Below are 19162 nucleotides of genomic sequence, written 5' to 3'. Positions count from 1 at the left end.
GTGCGGCTGGCGCGGCGGCTCTGCGCGCTCGCCGCCGATTTCGGTTCCGAGGTCCACATCTCGCAGGAGCAGCTCGGCGTCTTCGTCGGCGCCGCCCGCGAGAGCGTCAACCGCCAGCTTCAGGCCTGGCGCAAGGATGCGATCCTCGATCTGCAGCGCGGCCGGATATTGCTGCGGAACATGACCAAGCTGACGGCGATCGCGCGGAATGAATGAAACCAGGCGATCGGGAGCCTCAGTCGGCGAACCTCACTCCGCCGCGGGGTGCACGATGTTCTTTGGCACCGACTCCACTTCCGCCGGCGCAGCCCCATGATGATCCGTCTCCGCATCCTCGCTGTGCACGATCAGCCGCTTGGCGAAGCGCCAGATCAGGGCGCCGAAATCGTCCATCACCATGAACATCGCCGGCACGAACACCAGCGACAGGATAGTCGAGAAGATCAGGCCACCGATCACCGCGAGCGCCATCGGCGAGCGGAACTCGCCGCCGGCGCCGACTGCGAGCGCGCTCGGCATCATGCCCGCGGCCATCGCGATCGTGGTCATCACGATCGGCCGGGCGCGCTTCATGCCGGCGTCGATCATGGCCTCCTCGCGCGGCTTGCCCGCGTGAATCGATTCGATGGCGAATTCCACCAGCATGATCGCGTTCTTGGTGACGATGCCCATCAGCATCAGGATGCCGATCCACACCGGCGTGGTGAGCTGCTTGCCGGTGACGAGCAGGGCCGCGATGGCGCCGCCGATCGAGAGCGGCAGCGAGAACAGGATGGTGATCGGCTGCAGGAAGGTGCCGAACAGCAGCACCAGCACGGCGTAGACCATCATCAGGCCCGCCGTGATGGCGGTGGCGAAGCCGTCGGACAATTCGTTCAGGCTTTCGGCGTCGCCCGAGGGCGAGACCTTCACGCCCTTCGGCAGGGTCTTCATGACCGGCAGGTCGTAGATCTTCTTGGTGGCATCGCCGAGCGCGGCCGAGCCGACGAGGTCCGCCGCGACGGTCGCCTGACGTTCACGATCATAGCGGTTGATGCTGGTCGGACCCTGGTCGAGCTTGACGTCGGCAATGACCGCGAGCGGTACGCCGCCCTTCTCGCCGTGCTCGCCGAGCGGCACGCGCAACTGCTCCAGCGTCTTCAGATTGCCGCGGGCGGCATCCTCGAGCTGCACGCGGATCGGCACCAGGCGATCGCCGACGTCGAACTTGGCGAGCGCGGGGCCGACGTCGCCGATGGTGGCAACGCGGATGGTCTGCGACAGGCTTTCGGTGGAGACGCCGAGCCGCGCGGCGAGATCGGCGCGCGGTTCGATGCGCAGCTCGGGGCGCTCCAGCGAGGTCTCCGAGATCACGTTGGAGATGGTGGGAATGCGCTTCATCTGCGTCGCAAGCTCGCTCGCGACGTTGTTGACGATGTTGGGATCGACGCCGGTCACCACCAGCGAGATCGCGCGCAGGCCGTTCTCGTCCAGGAACCAGAAGCGGATATCGGGAACGTTCTCCAGCTCCTGGCTGATCGAGAATTCAAGCTCGCGCTGGGTGATGTCGCGGCTGTTCTTGGGCGTGTAGTTGATGATCAGGGCGGCGCGCCGGACTTCCTGGGTCCCCGGCGGGACGCGCCCGCCATCGACGAAGATGCTCTTGACCTCGGGCCGCTTGCGCAGGCGCGCGACGATGTCCTCGGTGACCTTTTCGGTGTAGGCGAGCTGGGTGCCCGGCGGCAGCTCGAGGGCAAGCAGCGAGCGGGCGCTGTCCTGCGCCGGCAGGAAGCCCTGCGGCAGCAGCGTGATGCTCCAGATCGAGGCGGCGAAGACGCCGAGGCCGATCAGCACCGTGATGAAATAGTGCTTCACCGACCAGGCCACGATCCCATGATAGGACCGCAATATGCGGCCGGGCGGCGGTTCCGCATGCGTGTGGTGCTTGAGGAAATAGGCAGCCAGCACCGGGGTGACGAAGCGGGCCGCAAGCAGCGAGAAGAACACCTGCACCGAGACGGTGATGCCGAACTGCTTGAAGAATTGTCCGGCAATGCCCGACATGAAGCTCGCGGGTGCGAAGATCGCGATGATGGTCAGAGAGATCGCGATGACTGCGAGGCCGATCTCGTCGGCGGCCTCTAACGCGGCGCGGTAGGGCGACTTGCCCATGTTCATGTGCCGGACGATGTTCTCGATCTCGACGATGGCGTCGTCGACCAGAATGCCGGTCGACAGCGTGATGGCGAGAAAGCTGACGAGGTTCAGCGAGAAGCCGAGCAGGTCCATCGCCCAGAACGCCGGGAAGATCGATAGCGGCAGCGAGATCGCGGCGATGATGGTCGCGCGCAGGTCGCGCAGGAACAGGAGCACGATGATGACGGCGAGGATTGCGCCTTCGAACAGGGTCGAGATCGCCGCGTGGTAATTGCCTTTGGTATATTCCACCGAGGTGTCGATCAGCTTCAGGTCGACCTCGGGATAGGCGGCTTTCAGCGCGTCGATGCGCTTCTGCACGGCCTCGGCCACCTTCACGTCGCTGGCGCCCTTGGAACGCTTGATGCCGAGCGCGACCACCGGCTCGCCATTGAAGCGGGCGAAGGTGCGGCGGTCGGCGATGGTGTCGGTGACGGTGCCGAGATCGTCGAGCCGGACCTCGCCGCCGCCGAACAGCGGGATCATGGTGCCGGCGAGATCGCCCAGCGTCTTGGCGCCGGCGAGCGTGCGGATGGCTTGGTCGTTCTTGCCGATCTCGGCGCGGCCGCCGGCGACGTCGACATTGGTGCCGCGCAGGCTCTGGCTGACATTGACGGCAGTCAGGCCCATGGCCTGCAAGCGGTCGGGATCGAGCGAGACCAGGATCTCGCGCTCGACACCGCCGATGCGCTCGACCTGCGCGACGCCGCGCACGCCCTGCAGCGCGCGCTTGACCACGTCGTCGACGAAATAGGAGAGCTGCTCCGGCGTCTTGCCGGGCGAGATCGCGGCATAGGTGACGATCGGCAGGCCGATGACGTCGACGCGCTGGATCAGCGGTTCGGTGACGTTTTGCGGCAGGTTGGAACGCACGCGCGTCACCGCGTCCTTGACGTCATTGAGCGCGCGGTCGGTGTTGGTCTCGAGCGCGAACTGGATCGTGGTGACCGACAGACCGTCGGTGATCGAGGAGGTGATGTGCCTGACGCCCTCGACGCCGGAGACGGCGTCTTCAACCGTCTTGGTGACCTGGGATTCGAGTTCGGCCGGCGCTGCGCCGAACTGCGAGACCGCAACCGAGATCACGGGGATGTCGGCCGACGGCAGCCGCGTCACTGCAAGCTTGGTGAAGGAGGTCCAGCCGAGAATCAGCAGGATGATCGAAAAGACCACGGACGGCAGCGGATGACGAATCGACCATGCCGAGATATTGAGAGCCATCAGCGTACCCGCGTGCGATCGAGTTCATCGGCGAACATGGTCTTGATCTGGTCGCCGTCGTGGAGCGAAGAGCCGGCGTCGGCCACGACGATTTCGCCGACCTCGAGACCTTCCAGGATTTCCGTCGCGCTGTCGGACGACAGTCCGACCCGCACCTTGCGCGTCTCGATGATGTTGCCCTTGACCACCTGCACGGTGAGATGGTCGATCGCGGTCTTGGGGATCGAGACGCCGCAGCTTCGCTTGGCGTCGATCGAGGCGCGGGCGAATACGCCGACCTTCAGCGAGGGGTTGTTGGTGACGCTGATGCGGACGCGCCCGAGCTGGGTCGTGCGGTCGATCTCGGGTGCGACCAGCCGGACGCGTCCGATCAAATCGGGCGCGTCGTCGCGGCTGATGCGCACGGTCGCGCCGGAATTGAGCTTGGACATGTGCACCGCCGGCACCTGGGCGTCGAGCTCGATCTCGTTGTTGACGGCAATGCGGAACATCGGGCCGGCCTGCGGCGAGGCGGGCGCGCCGACGATGGTGCGGACCTCGGTGATGAGCCCCGGCGCGGGAGCCTTCAGCGAGATCGGGCCTTGTGGGCCGGGTCGCTGCGGCTGGCCCGGGATCTGCGGCGGTGCAGTCAGGCGCGCCAGTTCCTGGTTGTCGGCGACGACGGTGCCCTCGGTGACCAGGAGGTCGGTGACCCTGGAGCCTTCCTGGTCGGCAACGACCACCGCCTCGCGACGCGGCACGAAGAAGCCGGTCACCCGCACCAGGTCGGAGAAGCAGGCGTTGGTCGACTTCGTCACGATGACGAGCGCCTCGCTCGGCGTCTCCTTCGCCTCGGGGCGCTGCCGATGCTCGAACAGATAGTAGCCGACGCCGAGCGCGACGACGAACAGCACGGTTCCGGCCGGCTTGAGATATTCGGTCAAATTCATCGCCGGATCATCCTGGCCTGGCTCACGGCCATCCGCGCGAGGCCCAAACAGAGCGGTTCCCTGAAATGAAGCGGCGTCCCGCAAGGCTGCGGGACGCGCTCTGGAAGCGAGACCTTACACCACATCACGACTTGTCACTGCAAAGGATTACGTCGTGCTCACTTCGATGCGGTGGTCTTGTTTTCCATGTTGACGACCTGCACGCGGCGGTTGATCTCTGCCAGCGGCTGGCTCGGATTCTTGAGCTTGCTCTTGCCATAGCCGACGGTGACGAGATCGGTCGCGGAGATGTTGTACTTCTCGACGAGGTAGCGCTTGATCGAGTCGGCGCGACGTTCCGACAGGTCCTGGTTGTAGGCTTCGCCGCCGGCGGCGTCGGTATGGCCGGCGACCACGAAGGTCGAGCCCTTCAGGTCGGGACTGGTCAACGCCCGGCCGAGCGCCTGCACCGACGGCATCGATTTGGCGCTGATGTTGGCGGAGTTGTAGTCGAACGTGATTTCGAGATCGATGTTCGGCTTGTCCTTGACGACTGAAGCGATTTCCTCGCGCTCGGTCGAGGACAGCGAGCGCGTCGAGCGGCCGCGCACGGATTGAATCAGCCTGGTCTCCGCCGCGTTCGGCGCGGATTCGGTCTGCGGGCCAATCGAGAGGCCGCGGGTCAGGGGCTTCTTGGCCGGCGGCGCGAGCGCGCGGACGATCTCGTCCTCGGTGACATTCTTGCTGTTGCTGTCATCGCCCGCGTATGCGGCTGAGGTCGGCCATGACAGAGCGGCGCCGACGGCGATGATGGACAGGATCGCGGTAAGTCCCTTTGCAGCCGATCTCATAGCCAGTCCCTCCTGCGCAGCCAGCTCGCGTGCTTCAAAATTCCAGCAACAAGCCTCGGAAAAGGCCAGTTGCGGCATCCGCCAATTGGTCTTCCTTGGGCCGTTCAAGGTTCGAGCCTTGGACGGCCTCAATTCAAAAAAATATCAACGCACTCCGTAGCTTGCGAATTCCTGAACGATGTTCGGATCCATCGCCTTGGCATTGGCGATGTCCAGCGCTCCTTCCTGGGCCGAGCCGTTGCGTTGCTTGGCAAGGCCCCGTCCGTAGAGCGAGGAGGTCAGGCGCGGGTTGATTTTCAGGGCCGCGTCGAAATCGGCGATGGCATTCTTCACCGCTCCCGACTTGAGGTTGACGAGTCCGCGGCTGTCCAGCGCATCGACGAAGTTCGGCCGCAGCCGCAGCGCCTCGTTGCAATCCTTCAGCGCGCCCTGGAGGTCTCCGACCACGGTGCGGGTCCAGCAGCGGTTGTTCAGCGCCTCGACGTCCTTCGAATTGATCCGGAGGGTGTCGTCGAAATCCTTGATGGCGAGGTTGTAGGCGCCCTTGCTGGCATAGACTTGGCCGCGCCGGTACAGCGCGTTCACGTCGTCCGGATTGGCGGCAATCTTGGCGGTCAGGCTCTTGATCGTGGGATCGTCAGCCAGGACGGCGGCGCTCGGCCCGCTGTCCGTGCTCGGCGCAGCGCCGGGATCAACCGGTTTCGGCGGCGGTGGCGGCGGGGGCAGGGCGGCCTCGATCTGCGGCTTGGGCGCGGGGGCCGGCGCAGGGGCTGGAGCTGCAGCAGCGGGCGCCGCGGCAGCAGCGTCGGCCGGCTTCGGCGCCGGAGGTGGTGTCGGCGGGACGGGTGGAGCCGGCGGCGGGTTGTTGGCGACGACGGCCGGCGCAGCGGGAGGCGCAGGCGGCGGCGTCGTTGCGGGACGCGATCCGCCGGCCCCCGGAATGAACGAGAAATCCTCGGCCAATGACGAGGAAATCCACGGCACCTGCTCGCCGCGCGAGGCGCGGGTGACGCCCATCTTGGTGCGGTTCAGCGTCTCTTCCGCCATCAGATCGGGAACGCGGATTTCCTTCAGCAGCTCCTGCACGAACAGGCTGTGCTCGCCACCGGCGTCCGAGACCACCGAGGCCAGCGCCGCCGAATACATCACCAGCGTGCCGTTCGGCGCGATGACCGGGGTCAGGCCGGCCGAGAAGCTGCGGAACCGGCGCTCGAACGGGTTGCGCCTGGAAGCATCGATCAGCGCGATCTTGACGCCGGCGCCGCGGGTGTTGAGCTCACCGAGGACTGTCTCGAGACTGAAACCATCGCGGCGCACGTCGGATTCCGTCCAGATCTGCGCATCGACCGGCAGCATGTAGCTCTGGCGCGCCGACTGGATGCCGAAACCGCTGAAGAACACCAGCGCCACCGATCCCGGCTTGATCTTGCCGTAGAGCTTGTCGAAGGCGCGGCGCATGCCATCGCCGGTCAGGTTCTCGCCGATCTCAACCGAAAAGCCGTCCCGCTTGAGCTCATCGGCGACATCGCGCGCATCGTTGAGCGGTTCCTTCAGCGGAGCATCCGCATCCGGATATTTGGCATTGCCGATGATCAGCGCGAAGCGGTCGCCGGCCGCAAGCGATGGAGCAGTCGGGATGAGCGAGATGAGCAAGGGCAGAAGAAAAAAGAAGCGAATTTTCATAATCAGCGCGGTCCAGCCAAAAAGGCGCCGTTCCAGCTTGCGCCGCGGCGACCTTAACTTACGCTTGTTGCATTATCAAACCAGGGAAGGGGGGCGTCAACCGCTTGGAGATTCGGCATTATCGTGACTATTGACCGCAACGTCCGGGTGTGCCGCGAGGGGGATGGAAGGGCTGTCATGACAGTGCTCGGCGCGACCTGGTTCGATCCTATCGGCAGCATGCTAAGGCCACTGCGGCGATGAAGATGTGATTGGTCTCACATTGCAGGCCTGCGTCCGCTGCAGCGCCGCGCGTTTGACCTTTCCTGCGGGCGATGGCTTGGTGTTCTCGATCGTTCCGCAAGATCCAACTCAGAAAAGCAAGACCATGGGAAACGCTTACGAAATCTACGCCCTGCGCTACGCGACGATGTCGCCGCGCACCCCCAGCATGAACTTCCTGGCACCCGATCCACATGACAGTGCGGCGCAGGATCTCGACTATTTCGTCTGGCTGATCCGCGGCGGCGGCCGGGATATCCTGGTCGACACCGGCTTCAATGCCGAGGAGGCGAGCGCGCGGGCGCGCAAGCTCACGCTCAATCCGGTCGATGCCCTGGAGCGTTTCGGAGTCGCGGCAACAGCCATTCGCGACGTCATCGTGACGCATCTGCATTACGACCATGCCGGCAATCTCGACCGCTTTCCGAATGCGCGCTTCCATCTCCAGGAGCGAGAGATGGCCTACGCGACCGGGCGCTGCATGTGCAATGGCCTGTTGCGTCATCCGTTCTCGGTCGAGCACGTCACCCAGATGGTGCGTCACGTCTATGGCGAGCGTGTCAATTTCCATTCGGGTGACGGCGAAGTTGCTCCGGGCGTGACCGTGCATCGCGTCGGCGGCCATTCCGACGGCCTGCAGGTGGTCAAGGTCGAAACCGCGCGCGGGCCGGTGGTGCTGGCATCCGATGCCGCGCATTACTACGCCAATCTCCAGCGCCGCAGCCCGTTCCCGATCGTCTACAATGTCGGCGACATGGCACAGGGCTGGGAGACGATCGAGCGCCTCGCTGGCCATCCTGACAGGTTCATCCCCGGCCACGATCCGATCGTGACCGAGATCTATCCGCGCGCCAGCGACAGGGTCGACGCCTGGGCACTGCATCTGCCGCCGACCCGGTCGTTTGGGAAATGACCAGCGAAGCCGGCAGATCGTTCGCCGCGTCCGGTTCGAGGGGAAGATATGCCCGGCTAACTCCAGTTCCGATCCAGGATTTCGCGGACCTTCAGCGCCAATCTTGCCTGAGTGACCGGTTTTTCCAGAAGGTCAACGCCCTCGTCGAGCCGCCCATGGTGAACGACTGCGTTGCGCGAATAGCCAGTCATGTACAGAATCCTGAGATGTGGTCTGATCTCCTGCGCGCGCCGTCCCAACTCGCGTCCGTTGATACCGGGCATGACCACATCGGTCAGAAGCAGATCAACATGCTGGTTTTCCTGCAATAGAGTTGTCAAAGCCGCCTGCGCGCTGCCGGCAGACAGAACTCGATAATTGAGATCGCGCAGCACGTCGGAAACGTAGCCCCGAAGATCGGCATCATCTTCGACGACGAGAATGGTTTCGACGGAGGCGCCTTCGGATGTGAACTCCCTCGCATCGTCCGAATCAGGCTGCGCGCTGCCGGTGTAGCGGGGAAAATACATCTTGATGGTCGTACCTTCCCCCACCTCGCTGTAGATCTTCACATGTCCGCCTGACTGTTTCACGAAGCCATAGACTTGGCTCAGCCCAAGGCCGGTTCCCTGACCCGGGTCCTTGGTCGTGAAGAATGGCTCGAACGCATGAATTAGAACTTCCGGAGCCATGCCGGATCCCGTGTCACTCACGCAGATCACGACATACTGGCCGACGGTGAGCTCCGGGTTGGCACGTGAATAGTCTTCGTCGGCAGAGACGTTTGTTGCCTCTATGGTCAGCTTTCCACCATTTGGCATGGCGTCACGGGCATTGATCGCCAGATTGACGATCGTCGATTCCAGATGGTTCAGGTCCGCTTCGATCTGCCAGAGGCCGGCGCCGCCTACGGTCTGCACTTCGATGCGTTCGCCCAGCGTGCGCTGCAGGAATTCCTGCAGCCCACTAACGAAGCTGTTGAGGTTGATAGGTTTCGGGTCGAGCGCCTGGCGGCGCGAGAAAGCGAGCAACCGACTGGTCAGCGCCGCGGCCCTTTGAGCGCCACGCTTCGCGTTGGCCAGCGCGCGATGGAGGTTCGGCCCTCCGATATTGCGGCTGTTTCGCTCCGCGTTCTCAAGATTGCCAAGGACGATCATGAGCAGATTGTTGAAGTCGTGAGCAATGCCGCCGCTCAGCTGTCCGATCGCTTCGAGCTTTTGCGAGGCGGCCAGCTGTTCCTGGACGCGGTGAAGCTCGTCCTGAGCCTGCTTGCGCTCGGTGAGATCGCGCGTCACCTTTGCAAAGCCGATGATCGCATCGCTCTCGTCGGTAATCCGGTCGATAACCACCGAGGCCCAGAAGCGCGTGCCGTCCTTTCGCATGCGCCAGCCCTCGGCTTCGAACCGGCCTTTTTCGGCGGCCTCCGCCAATGCCGTTTTCGGCACTCCCTTTTCAAGATCCTCGGGCGTGTAGAACGTGCTGAAATGGCGGCCGATGATCTCTTCCGGCCGATAGCCTTTGATGCGCTCGGCGCCTGGATTCCAGGTCGCGACATGACCTGAGGAATCCAGCTGGAAAATAGCGTAATCGACGACGGCTTCGACGAGCCGGCGATAGCGCCGTTCGCTTTCCACGAGGTCGTTGTGGGCCTGCTGCCGTTCCGTGATGTCGCGCGTGACCTTGGCAAATCCGATCAGGCCGCCGTCTTCGGCGCGTATCGCGTCGAGGACGACGAGAGCCCAGAAGCGGCTGCCATCTTTTCTGACCCGCCAACCCTCGGACGCAAAGCGCCCGGTCGCTGCGGCCGTTGCCAGTGCCTTTCTTGGCAGGTCCCTGTCTCGATCCTCCAGCGTGTAAAAGGTCGAGAAAGATTTCCCTATGATCTCATCGGCAGCATAGCCTTTGAGGCGCTCAGCCCCCTTGTTCCAGCTTCTGACCACGCCGTCGGCGTCGAGCATGAAGATGGCATAGTCGACGATGGCATTGATCAGCACTTCGAGGCTTGGCGAGCCCGGAGCAGCAGTTGTTTTCATACCGAATGGAACTCGTAAGGCGGACCAAGTCAACATCGGAGTTTTTGGATAAGTTCCTGCACGTGCCGGTCTGCATGGTTACATGCTCAGAATAGGTGACTCGGCCGTTCAGCATGGCCCCGTAATCCAAAGTCGCTCCGCCATCGTATCTCTGGCGGAGGTTCCGATCGAACGCGACAAGGTCCTGCAATTTCCGTGTCCCGATCACGGCCTGTCATCGGAGGAGTTCGCTTTCCGGCTAACAAAGCTCACCGAGGAGCTGGAATCGGCACTTTCAGGTGGGGAGGATGGAGATGCCGGGCTGCTGGCGCGCATTGAGAAAGCGAGCATTCTGCTGAACAACATCAGCCTTCTCGTGACGCGGGGAAGCGACAGGAGGCGCGCACATGAGACGTTCGAACAGACTATGCGTTCAATAGCCGAATTGCGGTCGAGGTTGCGGAAGGACGCCTAACTCGCGCGGACGAGCGGGCCAAGGCAGCCTTTGATCCACAGCGAGCCAACGGCCCTCGCATGGTTCGTTCGAACTCCTACTCTATCGTTGCATTCACCGTCACGACCGATCGGCCCGAGCCGTATGGACCCTTCCCTTCGCCATAGATGGCGAACGTATCGTTGCCCTTGTAGCCGGATGCCGCGGTGTACCTGAATGTCGTGACGTTGACCTGTTTGAGCGTCCCATGCGCGGGCTTTCGGGACACGCCCGAGCGATGCATCGCTCCCGGAATTCGCATCGGGAAATTGCACGTTTCGCCTGACCTGACCGCGAAGTAGGCCGTCATGTCCACGCCAAAGGCGGATGGATTACCGGTAACTCTGCACTCGGAGATGGCGAAGGCCGTGGCCGGCGTCAGGCTCAGGGCAGCAGCGAGAGCTAATATCCGCATGCCCGTCTCCCCTCGGGATCGGCGGCATCCGCGGCTATTGATCTGGAAGCGTCGGCGATGACCTTGATTTGAATCAACATCCAGGCCGCTAATACGCCTGCTTGGCGTCGGCCTCTTCGCTGGTCTGGATCAAATCGAGGCTCTGCTCGATCTTGCCGAGCAGGGTCGACAGTTGCTTGCGCTCCTGCGCGGAAAGGCAGGCGAGGATCTCGTCCTCACGCCGCAGCAATTGCGGGAACAGCTCTTCGTAGAGCGCGCGGCCCTTCTTCGTCAGTTGCAGGCGGAATTCGCGGCGGTCGGCTTCGTTCTCGACCCGTTCGATCAGCTCTTCATGCAGCAGCATGGTCACCGCGCGGCTGATGGTGGATTTGTGCGTGCGGGTGCATTGCGCGATGTACTGCGCGCTGCAGGCATCGTTACGGAAGCCGAGCGTGGCGATCACGCGCCAGGCCGGAATGTCGAGGCCATGCCGCTCCTGATATTCGACCGAAAGCGCGGAACTGACTTCCGCTGCAAGCCGGTTGAGGCGGAACGGCACGAATTTGAACAGGTCGAGCCGTGCCTTTGGCCGCGGTGCAGCCTCGCCGGTGTTCCGTGTCTTCAGCGCGATGTCGCTGGATGTCCTCGCCAAGACTGCGCTCCGAATTCCAGTTGACGGCCGGCCGGCTCCGGTCCAAAATAGTTGCACGTGAGACTATCTAGCAGATCAGCGGTCTTCTGACCAGAGCCGAGGTTAGTGTATGGCGCCGGCCAATACGCATCAGGCCAAGATCCAATTCGGCTATCGCCGCCACCCCGATCAGGATCGTTCCGGCCAAAGTCCCGCCGAACGTCCAATCGTGGTCGTCGGCGCGGGTCCGGTCGGTCTGTCGCTGGCAATCGATCTCGCCCAGCGCGGCCAGCGTGTCGTCCTTCTGGACGATGCCGACCGCATCGGCGAGGGCTCGCGCGCGATCTGTTTCTCGAAGCGGTCGCTGGAATATTGGGACCGGCTCGGCGTCGGCGACCGCATGGTCGAGAAGGGCGTGGTGTGGAGCGTCGGCCGCATCTTCCACGGCGAGTCGCAGCTCTATCAGTTCAACCTGCTGCCTGAGGACGGCCACAAGCGGCCCGCCTTCATCAACCTCCAGCAATATTACGCCGAAGCCTATCTGGTCGATCGCATCCAGGATCTGCCTGACATCGACCTGCGCTGGCGCAACAAGGTGACGGCGCTCGAGCAGCGCAACGATTCCGCCCTGCTGACGATCGAAACGCCGGAGGGCGCCTATCGTCTGAATGCGCAATATGTCATCGCCTGCGACGGCGCGCGGTCCTCGCTGCGACAGATGGTCGGCGCGGAGTTCACCGGCCAGGTTTTCGAGGATCAGTTCCTGATCGCCGACGTCAAGATGACGGCGGAATTCCCGACCGAGCGCTGGTTCTGGTTCGATCCGCCGTTCCATCCCGGGCGTTCGGCGCTGCTGCACCGGCAGCCCGACGATGTCTGGCGCATCGATCTCCAGCTCAACCGCTATGCCGATCCCGTCGTCGAGAAGAAGCCGGAAAACGTGCGGCCGCGGATCGCCCGCATGCTCGGGCACGACAAGTTCGCGTTCGAATGGATCTCGCTGTACAAATTCCAGTGCCGCCGCATGGACCGCTTCATCCACGGCCGCGTGATCTTTGCCGGCGATTCCGCGCATCAGGTCTCGCCCTTCGGGGCGCGCGGTGCCAATTCCGGGCTCGAAGACGCCGAAAACCTGTCCTGGAAGCTCGATCGCGTGCTGCGGGGCAAATCGCCCGCGAGCCTGCTCGAGAGCTATCACATCGAACGCAGCGCGGCCGCCGACGAGAACATCCGCGAATCCACCCGCTCGACTGACTTCATGGCGCCGAACTCGCACCAGGAGGCGCGGCTGCGCAAGGCGGTGCTGTCGCTGGCCAAGGAAACCGAGTTCGGCAAGCGCATGGTCAATGGCGGCCGGCTGTCCGTGCCGTGCAGCTATGACTCGCCTCTGTCCTCGCTCGACGCGAATATGTGGCACGGTGGACCGTCGCCCGGCTGTTCCATGCTCGATGCGCCCGCTGCGACGCCGGCCGGCGAGCAGATCTATCTGACGGATGCCTTCCGCAAGGGTGGAACGGACTTCACCTTGCTGTCGTTCAGCAACGGTGCGCCGGTCGATGTGCCCGATGGCATCAAGGGCATCCGCATCGGCGGCGAGGGCGGGTTTGCCGATCCCTCGGGCCTGGTCGCAAGGCGCTACGGCGCCGAGCCGGGCGCCGCCTATCTGCTGAGGCCCGATGGTTATGTCGCGGCGCGCTTCCGCCATCCGACGCGTGCGACGATCGCGGCAGCGCTGGCGCGTGCCGAAGGCTTGTATTGAGGTTTCGCATGCCGCTTTCCACCAGCTCCAACTTCGCTCGTCCCGACGACGCCTTCCGCGCCATCGTCGAGGCGCATCGCGGTCTCACCGAGGAGCAGAGCGCCGATTTCGATGCGGCGCTGGTCCTGATCCTCGCCAATCATATCGGCGATATCGACGTGCTGCGCGAGGCGATCGGGCTTGCGAAGCGGCGCATGATCGACGGCCAGCAGCAACAACAGCAACAGCAATAAACCTGTAAGGACGAATTGATGGCGAAGAACTTCGCATCCACCGGCGATCTCTCCGAGAAGAAGATCACCTTCACCGAGATCGGCACCGATCTCTATGCCTTCACCGCGGAGGGCGATCCGAACACGGCCGTCATCGTCGGCGACGACAGCTGCCTCGTGTTCGACGCGCAGGCGACGCCCGCGATGGCGAACAAGGTGATCGACCGCGTCCGCGCCGTCACCGACAAGCCGATCAAATACGTCGTACTGTCGCACTATCACGCCGTGCGCGTGTTAGGAGCCTCCGCCTACAAGGCGCAAGGCATCGTCGCCTCGCAGGAGACCTATCGGCTGATCGAGGAGCGCGGCAAGCAGGATTGGGACTCCGAATATGGCCGCTTTCCGCGGCTGTTCCAGGATGCGCAGAGCATCCCCGGCCTGACCTGGCCGACGCTGACCTTCGAAGGCGAGATGACGATCTACCTCGGCAAGCGCGAGGTGCGTTTGATGCAGCTGGGCGCCGGCCACACCTCCGGCGACATCGTCGCCTGGGTGCCGGACGCCGAGGTGATGTTCTCCGGCGACCTCATCGAGTATCACTCGGCCTGCTATTGCGGCGATGCGCATTTGCGCGAATGGCCGATGACTCTGAACGAGATCCGCAACTTCAATCCCAAGGCGATCGCGCCGGGCCGCGGCGATGCGCTCAAGGGCACTGCAACGGTGCGCGAGGCCATCGCGATGACGCGCGACTTCGTCACCTCGCTCTATGGCGCGGCCGAAATCTCCGTTGCTCGTGGCCGCACGCTGAAGCAATCGATGGCGGCGACCCGCGAGGTGATGGATCCGAAATTTTCGGACTTCGCCATCTACGAGCACTGCCTGCCGTTCAACGTGTCGCGCGCTTACGACGAAGCATCCGGAATCGACGACCCCGTGATCTGGACCGACAAGCGCGATCAGGAGATGTGGGCCGCCTTGCAAGGAGGAGGATAGTCATGAACATCAATACCTCGCCTGACCAGATCGTCCGCAGCTCGGCCCAGGTCACGCCGGGCTACATGTCCGGCTTCGGCAACAGCTTCGAGACCGAAGCGCTGCCGGGCGCGCTGCCGATCGGGCGCAACTCGCCGCAACGCTGCGCCTACGGGCTCTATGCCGAGCAGCTCTCCGGCTCGCCCTTCACCGCGCCGCGCGGCACCAATGAACGCTCCTGGCTGTACCGCATCCGCCCCTCGGTGAAGCACTCCGGCCGCTTCGAGAAGGTCGATGCCGGCCTGTGGCGCTCGGCGCCGTGCCATGAATACGATCTGCCGATCGCGCAGCTGCGCTGGGATCCGACACCGCTCCCGAAGGCGGAGGTCACCTTCATCCAGGGCGTGCAGACCATGACGACGGCGGGTGACGTCAACACGCAAGCAGGCATGGCCGCGCACGTCTACCTCATCACCAAGTCGATGGTGGACCAGCATTTCTACAATGCCGACGGCGAGCTGATGTTCGTGCTCCAGCAGGGCAATCTTCGCCTCGTCACCGAGTTCGGCCGCATCGACGCCGAGCCCGGCGAGATCGTGGTGATCCCGCGCGGCGTCAAGTTCCGCGTCGAAATTCCGAATGGTCCCGCGCGCGGCTATCTCTGCGAGAATTACGGCGGCGCCTTCACGCTGCCGGAGCGCGGACCGATCGGCGCCAACTGTCTCGCCAATGCGCGCGACTTCCTGACGCCGGTGGCATATTACGAGGACAAGGACACGCCGACCGAACTCTACGTGAAATGGGGCGGCTCGCTGTTTAAGACCACGCTGCCGCATTCGCCGATCGACGTCGTCGCCTGGCACGGCAATTACGCGCCGTACAAATACGATCTGCGCACCTTCTCGCCGGTCGGTGCGATCGGCTTCGACCATCCCGATCCTTCGATCTTCACGGTGCTGACGTCGCCGTCGGAGACCGCTGGCACCGCGAATATCGACTTCGTGATCTTCCCCGAGCGCTGGATGGTCGCCGACAACACCTTCCGTCCGCCCTGGTACCACATGAACATCATGAGCGAGTTCATGGGCCTGATCTACGGCGTCTACGACGCCAAGCCGCGGGGCTTCGTCCCCGGCGGCATGAGCCTGCACAATTGCATGCTGCCGCACGGTCCGGACCGCGACGCCTTCGAGCACGCCAGCAATGGCGAGCTGAAGCCGGTGAAGCTGACCGGCACCATGGCCTTCATGTTCGAGACGCGATATCCGCAGCGCGTCACCGCGCATGCGGCGAATGCGTCCACGCTGCAGGACGATTACGCCGACTGCTGGAAAGGCCTGCAGAAGAAGTTCGATCCGAACAAGCCGTGAGGTTTCTTACCCTCCCCTGGAGGGGAGGGTCGCTACGCATGCAGCGAAGCGGAATGCGTAGCGGGGTGGGGTGACGGTCGCTCCGCGACGAACACTTCCCGTGTTGAGAGATCACCCCACCCCGTCTCATATTTCGCTGCGCTCAATATGAGCCGACCCTCCCCCTCCAGGGGAGGGTGACACCATCACCGTTGCGCCACGGGAAACCAATGCCCCACCCGAACGACCCCAGTCTCCGCTCCTTCATCGACGTCGATCCTTCCTCCGACTTCCCGATCCAGAATCTGCCCTATGGCGTGTTCTCGACCGCGGCCAATCCGACGCCGCGGGTCGGCGTCGCCATCGGAAACTACGTGCTCGATCTCTGGGAGCTCGAGGAGGATTCACGGCTCGATGTCGGTCCACTCGGCGTGTTCTCCGGGTCGTCGCTCAACGCCTTCATGGCACTCGGACCGAAGCTCTGGAGCAGGACGCGGGCGCGGATCAGCGAGCTGCTGCGTCACGATCATCCCGAGCTGCGCGACAATGAGGAGCTGCGCAAACGGGCGCTGGTGCCGATGCGCGAGGCAAGACTGCATCTGCCGTTCGCTGTCTCCGGCTATACCGATTTCTATTCCTCCAAGGAGCACGCCACCAATGTCGGCGTGATGTTCCGCGGCAAGGACAACGCGCTGCAGCCGAACTGGCTGCATATGCCCATCGCCTATAACGGCCGCGCCTCGACCGTGGTCGTGTCGGGCACCCCAGTGAAACGCCCGCGCGGGCAGCTGAAGCCGCCGAATGTGGAGGTGCCGAGCTTCGCGCCGTGCAAGCGGCTCGATTTCGAGCTCGAGATGGGCGTCGTCATCGGCCAGCCCTCGCCGATGGGCGGCATGCTCATCGAGAGCCAGGCCGAGGAGATGATCTTCGGCTTCGTGCTGCTCAACGACTGGAGCGCGCGCGACATCCAGCAATGGGAATATGTGCCGCTCGGGCCATTCCTCGCCAAGGCGTTCGCGACCTCGATCAGCCCGTGGGTGGTGACGCGCGAGGCGCTGGAGCCGTTCCGGCTGAAGGGACCGGAGCAGGAGCCGGTGCCGCTCGACTATCTCAAGCAGACGAAGCCGCAAAACTACGATGTCGAGCTGGACGTCTCGCTGCGCGCTGCGGGTGCCAATGCACCCGCCAGCATCAGCCGCACCAATTTCAAGTACATGTACTGGTCCTCGGTGCAGCAGCTCATGCACCACGCGTCATCCGGCTGCGCCATGAATGTCGGCGATCTCTTAGGCAGCGGCACCATCTCCGGCCCCGAGAAGAACCAGCGCGGCAGTCTTCTGGAGATCAGCTGGAACGGCACCGAGCCGGTAGAGCTTCCCGGCGGCGCCAAGCGCTCGTTCCTGGAAGACGGCGACAGCCTCGTGATGCGCGGCTGGTGCCAGGGCAACGGCTACCGTGTCGGGTTCGGTGAGGTCGAGGGGACGATTTTGGCGGCGGAGTGACGGGGTGTCATTGCGGGGCGCGCGCAGCGCGAACTACGGCGCGCGATTGCGGACCTGAGAACCTCGAGGTTCCGGGTTCGATGCAGCGCATCGCCCCGGAACGACGATATCAAGGTCACCGCCTCTCCGGCGGCACGTTCCTGATCCGCGCGCAATGTGCCGCGACGTCTTCGACGCTGTATTTGAGATGTACCCGCTTGTCGGACGGCATCTGCTTCGTCGCACACACGCCCGGCCGCCATTCCTGCGTCGGCCTGATCGGGCGCGGCGCAAAGCCGCCGCCGCAGTTCGGGCAGACGTTGGAGAGCTTGGTCTCGACGCAGTCCGCGCAGAATGTGCATTCGTAGGAGCAGATCCGCGCATCCATTGCATCAGGCGGCAGGTCACGGTCGCAATATTCGCAGTTCGGTCGCAGCTGGAGGGCCATGGTCGAATCTCCGGACTGATGCGAATCATCGCAGATCGCGCGGCCTGCGCGAATGACGTAGTTCCCTCGATTTCAGCCGGGCTTGATCTCCTTCAGCGGCAATCGCGAGCTCTCCTTCAGCCTGTCGAGCACGATCGACGAGCGCACATGCGCGACGCTTTGATGCGGCATCAAGACGTCGTTGACGAGGTTGGACAGGCCCTTGAGATCGCGCAGCACGGCTTTCAGCACGTAATCGGCATCGCCGGTCAGCGAATAGGCCTCCTGGATCTCGTCGATCCGGTTGACCAGCGCGCGAAAACGCTTGGAATTGTCCGGTGAATGGGTCGCAAGCCCGACCTGGATGAAGGCGATCACGCCGAAGCCGAGTGCCTCGCTGGAGAGATCGGCATGATAGCCCGCGATCACCTTCTCCTCCTCCAGCCGCATCCGCCGCCGCGAGCATTGCGAGGCGGAGAGGCCAGCGAGCTCGGCGAGCTCCTGGTTGGTGAGGCGGCCGTCATCCTGGAGTGCGCCCAGGATCTTGAGGTCAAAGGCGTCCACAGGAATCATGCGTCAATCGTCCATTTCTTGCACAAACCGTGCATAGCGTAGCGAAATCGCGTCCCGTTTGCACGCCCCTTGCGCGCCCCATGAAGGATAGTTCCTTCCAGCAACCATTCGGGAGAACACCATGGGACCGTTTCCGCACGATGCACCGCCGGCCACTGTCAGCGCCGACAATCCGATGGGCACCGACGGGTTCGAGTTCGTCGAATATGCGCATCCCAATCCGGAAGAGCTGCACGCGCTGTTCAAGCTGATGGGCTATGCGCCCGTCGCGCGCCACAGAACCAAGAAGATCACGGTCTATCGCCAGGGCGACATCAACTATCTCGTCAACGAGCAGCCCGGCACCCACGGCTACGAGTTCGTCGCCGCGCACGGCCCCTGTGCGCCCTCGATGGCCTTTCGCGTCGTCGACGCGAAGGCGGCCTATGACCGCGCCATTTCGCTCGGCGCCGAACCTGCTGGTGTGCAATCGGCGCAGAAGACGCTCGACGTCCCCGCCATCAAGGGGATCGGCGGCAGCCTGCTTTATCTCGTTGACCGCTACGGCGCCAATGGCTCGGCCTATGATACCGAGTTCGAATGGCTCGGCGCACGCGACCCGCGGCCGGTCGGCGCCGGCCTGTTCTATCTCGACCATCTCACCCACAACGTCCATCGCGGCCGCATGGACGTCTGGGCCGGCTTCTACGAGAAGCTGTTCAACTTCCGCCAGATCCGCTTCTTCGACATCGAGGGCCGCGCCTCCGGCCTGTTCTCGCGCGCGCTGACCAGCCCGGACGGCAAGATCCGGATTCCGATCAACGAGGACGCCGGCGATTCCGGCCAGATCGAGGAATATCTGAAGACCTATCGCGGCGAGGGCATC

The 19162-nt window shown here is 63.7% G+C and carries 17 protein-coding genes; 8 read left to right on the top strand and 9 right to left on the bottom strand.

The window, feature by feature from the left end; all coding sequences use genetic code 11:
- On the top strand, positions 1-216 hold a 216-nt coding region (locus tag IC50_RS31470; RefSeq protein ID WP_157461126.1), incomplete at its 5' end, for a helix-turn-helix domain-containing protein.
- A gap of 33 nt (positions 217-249) precedes the next feature.
- Here the strand turns inward: IC50_RS31470 and IC50_RS31465 are convergent.
- From IC50_RS31465 to IC50_RS31450, 4 genes are all read right to left on the bottom strand, one after another.
- Entirely contained in the window at positions 250-3396 is a 3147-nt protein-coding gene (locus IC50_RS31465) for an efflux RND transporter permease subunit (RefSeq protein ID WP_035714396.1), read from the bottom strand.
- Positions 3396-4325 (bottom strand): efflux RND transporter periplasmic adaptor subunit, encoded by a 930-nt coding sequence (locus IC50_RS31460; protein ID WP_035714392.1) that lies wholly within the window; start codon positions 4323-4325, stop codon positions 3396-3398. The genes IC50_RS31465 and IC50_RS31460 overlap by 1 nt, the downstream gene beginning before the upstream one ends.
- Positions 4326-4483: 158 nt before the next feature.
- Positions 4484-5155: an OmpA family protein gene (locus IC50_RS31455; RefSeq protein WP_035714405.1), complete on the bottom strand. Its 672-nt coding sequence runs from the start codon at positions 5153-5155 to the stop codon at positions 4484-4486.
- Positions 5156-5299: 144 nt separating this feature from the next.
- Complete coding sequence (locus tag IC50_RS31450; RefSeq protein WP_035714389.1) at positions 5300-6838, bottom strand: caspase family protein; 1539 nt, start codon at positions 6836-6838, stop codon at positions 5300-5302.
- 367 nt (positions 6839-7205) lie between these two features.
- On the opposite strand from IC50_RS31450, the gene IC50_RS31445 reads away from it, so the two are divergent.
- Entirely contained in the window at positions 7206-8012 is an 807-nt protein-coding gene (locus IC50_RS31445) for an N-acyl homoserine lactonase family protein (protein ID WP_035714402.1), read from the top strand.
- 56 nt (positions 8013-8068) lie between these two features.
- Here the strand turns inward: IC50_RS31445 and IC50_RS31440 are convergent, their stop codons facing one another.
- The 3 genes from IC50_RS31440 to IC50_RS31425 all read right to left on the bottom strand — a co-directional run bounded on the left by IC50_RS31440 (position 8069) and on the right by IC50_RS31425 (position 11542).
- A complete protein-coding gene (locus IC50_RS31440) occupies positions 8069-10024 on the bottom strand; it encodes a hybrid sensor histidine kinase/response regulator (RefSeq protein ID WP_035714386.1) in 1956 nt (651 codons plus the stop codon).
- A 530-nt stretch (positions 10025-10554) separates the two neighbouring features.
- Positions 10555-10911 carry a hypothetical protein gene (locus IC50_RS31430; RefSeq protein ID WP_035714379.1) on the bottom strand — a complete coding sequence of 119 codons (357 nt, stop codon included), beginning with the start codon at positions 10909-10911 and terminating at the stop codon, positions 10555-10557.
- A gap of 88 nt (positions 10912-10999) precedes the next feature.
- Positions 11000-11542 carry a MarR family winged helix-turn-helix transcriptional regulator gene (locus IC50_RS31425; protein WP_035714376.1) on the bottom strand — a complete coding sequence of 181 codons (543 nt, stop codon included), beginning with the start codon at positions 11540-11542 and terminating at the stop codon, positions 11000-11002.
- Positions 11543-11651: 109 nt separating this feature from the next.
- Here IC50_RS31425 and IC50_RS31420 point away from each other — a divergent pair, with 109 nt between their 5' ends.
- The 5 genes from IC50_RS31420 (at position 11652) to fahA (ending at position 17318) form a co-directional block, all read left to right on the top strand.
- Entirely contained in the window at positions 11652-13280 is a 1629-nt protein-coding gene (locus IC50_RS31420) for an FAD-dependent oxidoreductase (RefSeq protein WP_035714372.1), read from the top strand.
- 8 nt (positions 13281-13288) lie between these two features.
- A complete protein-coding gene (locus IC50_RS31415; protein ID WP_025032749.1) occupies positions 13289-13513 on the top strand; it encodes a DUF2783 domain-containing protein in 225 nt (74 codons plus the stop codon).
- A gap of 18 nt (positions 13514-13531) precedes the next feature.
- On the top strand, positions 13532-14488 hold the full coding sequence (locus IC50_RS31410) for an MBL fold metallo-hydrolase (protein WP_035714368.1): 957 nt from the start codon (positions 13532-13534) through the stop codon (positions 14486-14488).
- 2 nt (positions 14489-14490) lie between these two features.
- Positions 14491-15837: a homogentisate 1,2-dioxygenase gene (hmgA, locus tag IC50_RS31405; RefSeq protein WP_035714364.1), complete on the top strand. Its 1347-nt coding sequence runs from the start codon at positions 14491-14493 to the stop codon at positions 15835-15837.
- 209 nt (positions 15838-16046) lie between these two features.
- A complete protein-coding gene (fahA, locus tag IC50_RS31400; RefSeq protein ID WP_035714361.1) occupies positions 16047-17318 on the top strand; it encodes a fumarylacetoacetase in 1272 nt (423 codons plus the stop codon).
- A 115-nt stretch (positions 17319-17433) separates the two neighbouring features.
- On the opposite strand, the gene IC50_RS31395 is transcribed toward fahA, so the two are convergent.
- Both IC50_RS31395 and IC50_RS31390 read right to left on the bottom strand, forming a co-directional pair.
- Positions 17434-17745: a DUF1272 domain-containing protein gene (locus tag IC50_RS31395; RefSeq protein ID WP_035714357.1), complete on the bottom strand. Its 312-nt coding sequence runs from the start codon at positions 17743-17745 to the stop codon at positions 17434-17436.
- Positions 17746-17817: 72 nt separating this feature from the next.
- Entirely contained in the window at positions 17818-18297 is a 480-nt protein-coding gene (locus tag IC50_RS31390) for an Lrp/AsnC family transcriptional regulator (protein ID WP_035714355.1), read from the bottom strand.
- 121 nt (positions 18298-18418) lie between these two features.
- On the opposite strand from IC50_RS31390, the gene IC50_RS31385 reads away from it, so the two are divergent.
- A partial coding sequence (locus IC50_RS31385; RefSeq protein ID WP_035714352.1) for a 4-hydroxyphenylpyruvate dioxygenase family protein occupies positions 18419-19162 on the top strand: 744 nt, incomplete at its 3' end.

This window comes from Bradyrhizobium genomosp. I (2014), assembly GCF_000261685.1.
GTDB lineage: Bacteria > Pseudomonadota > Alphaproteobacteria > Rhizobiales > Xanthobacteraceae > Bradyrhizobium.
The sequence above is the reverse complement of the archived record's forward strand: the minus strand, read 5'-3'. Positions and strand labels throughout refer to the sequence as shown.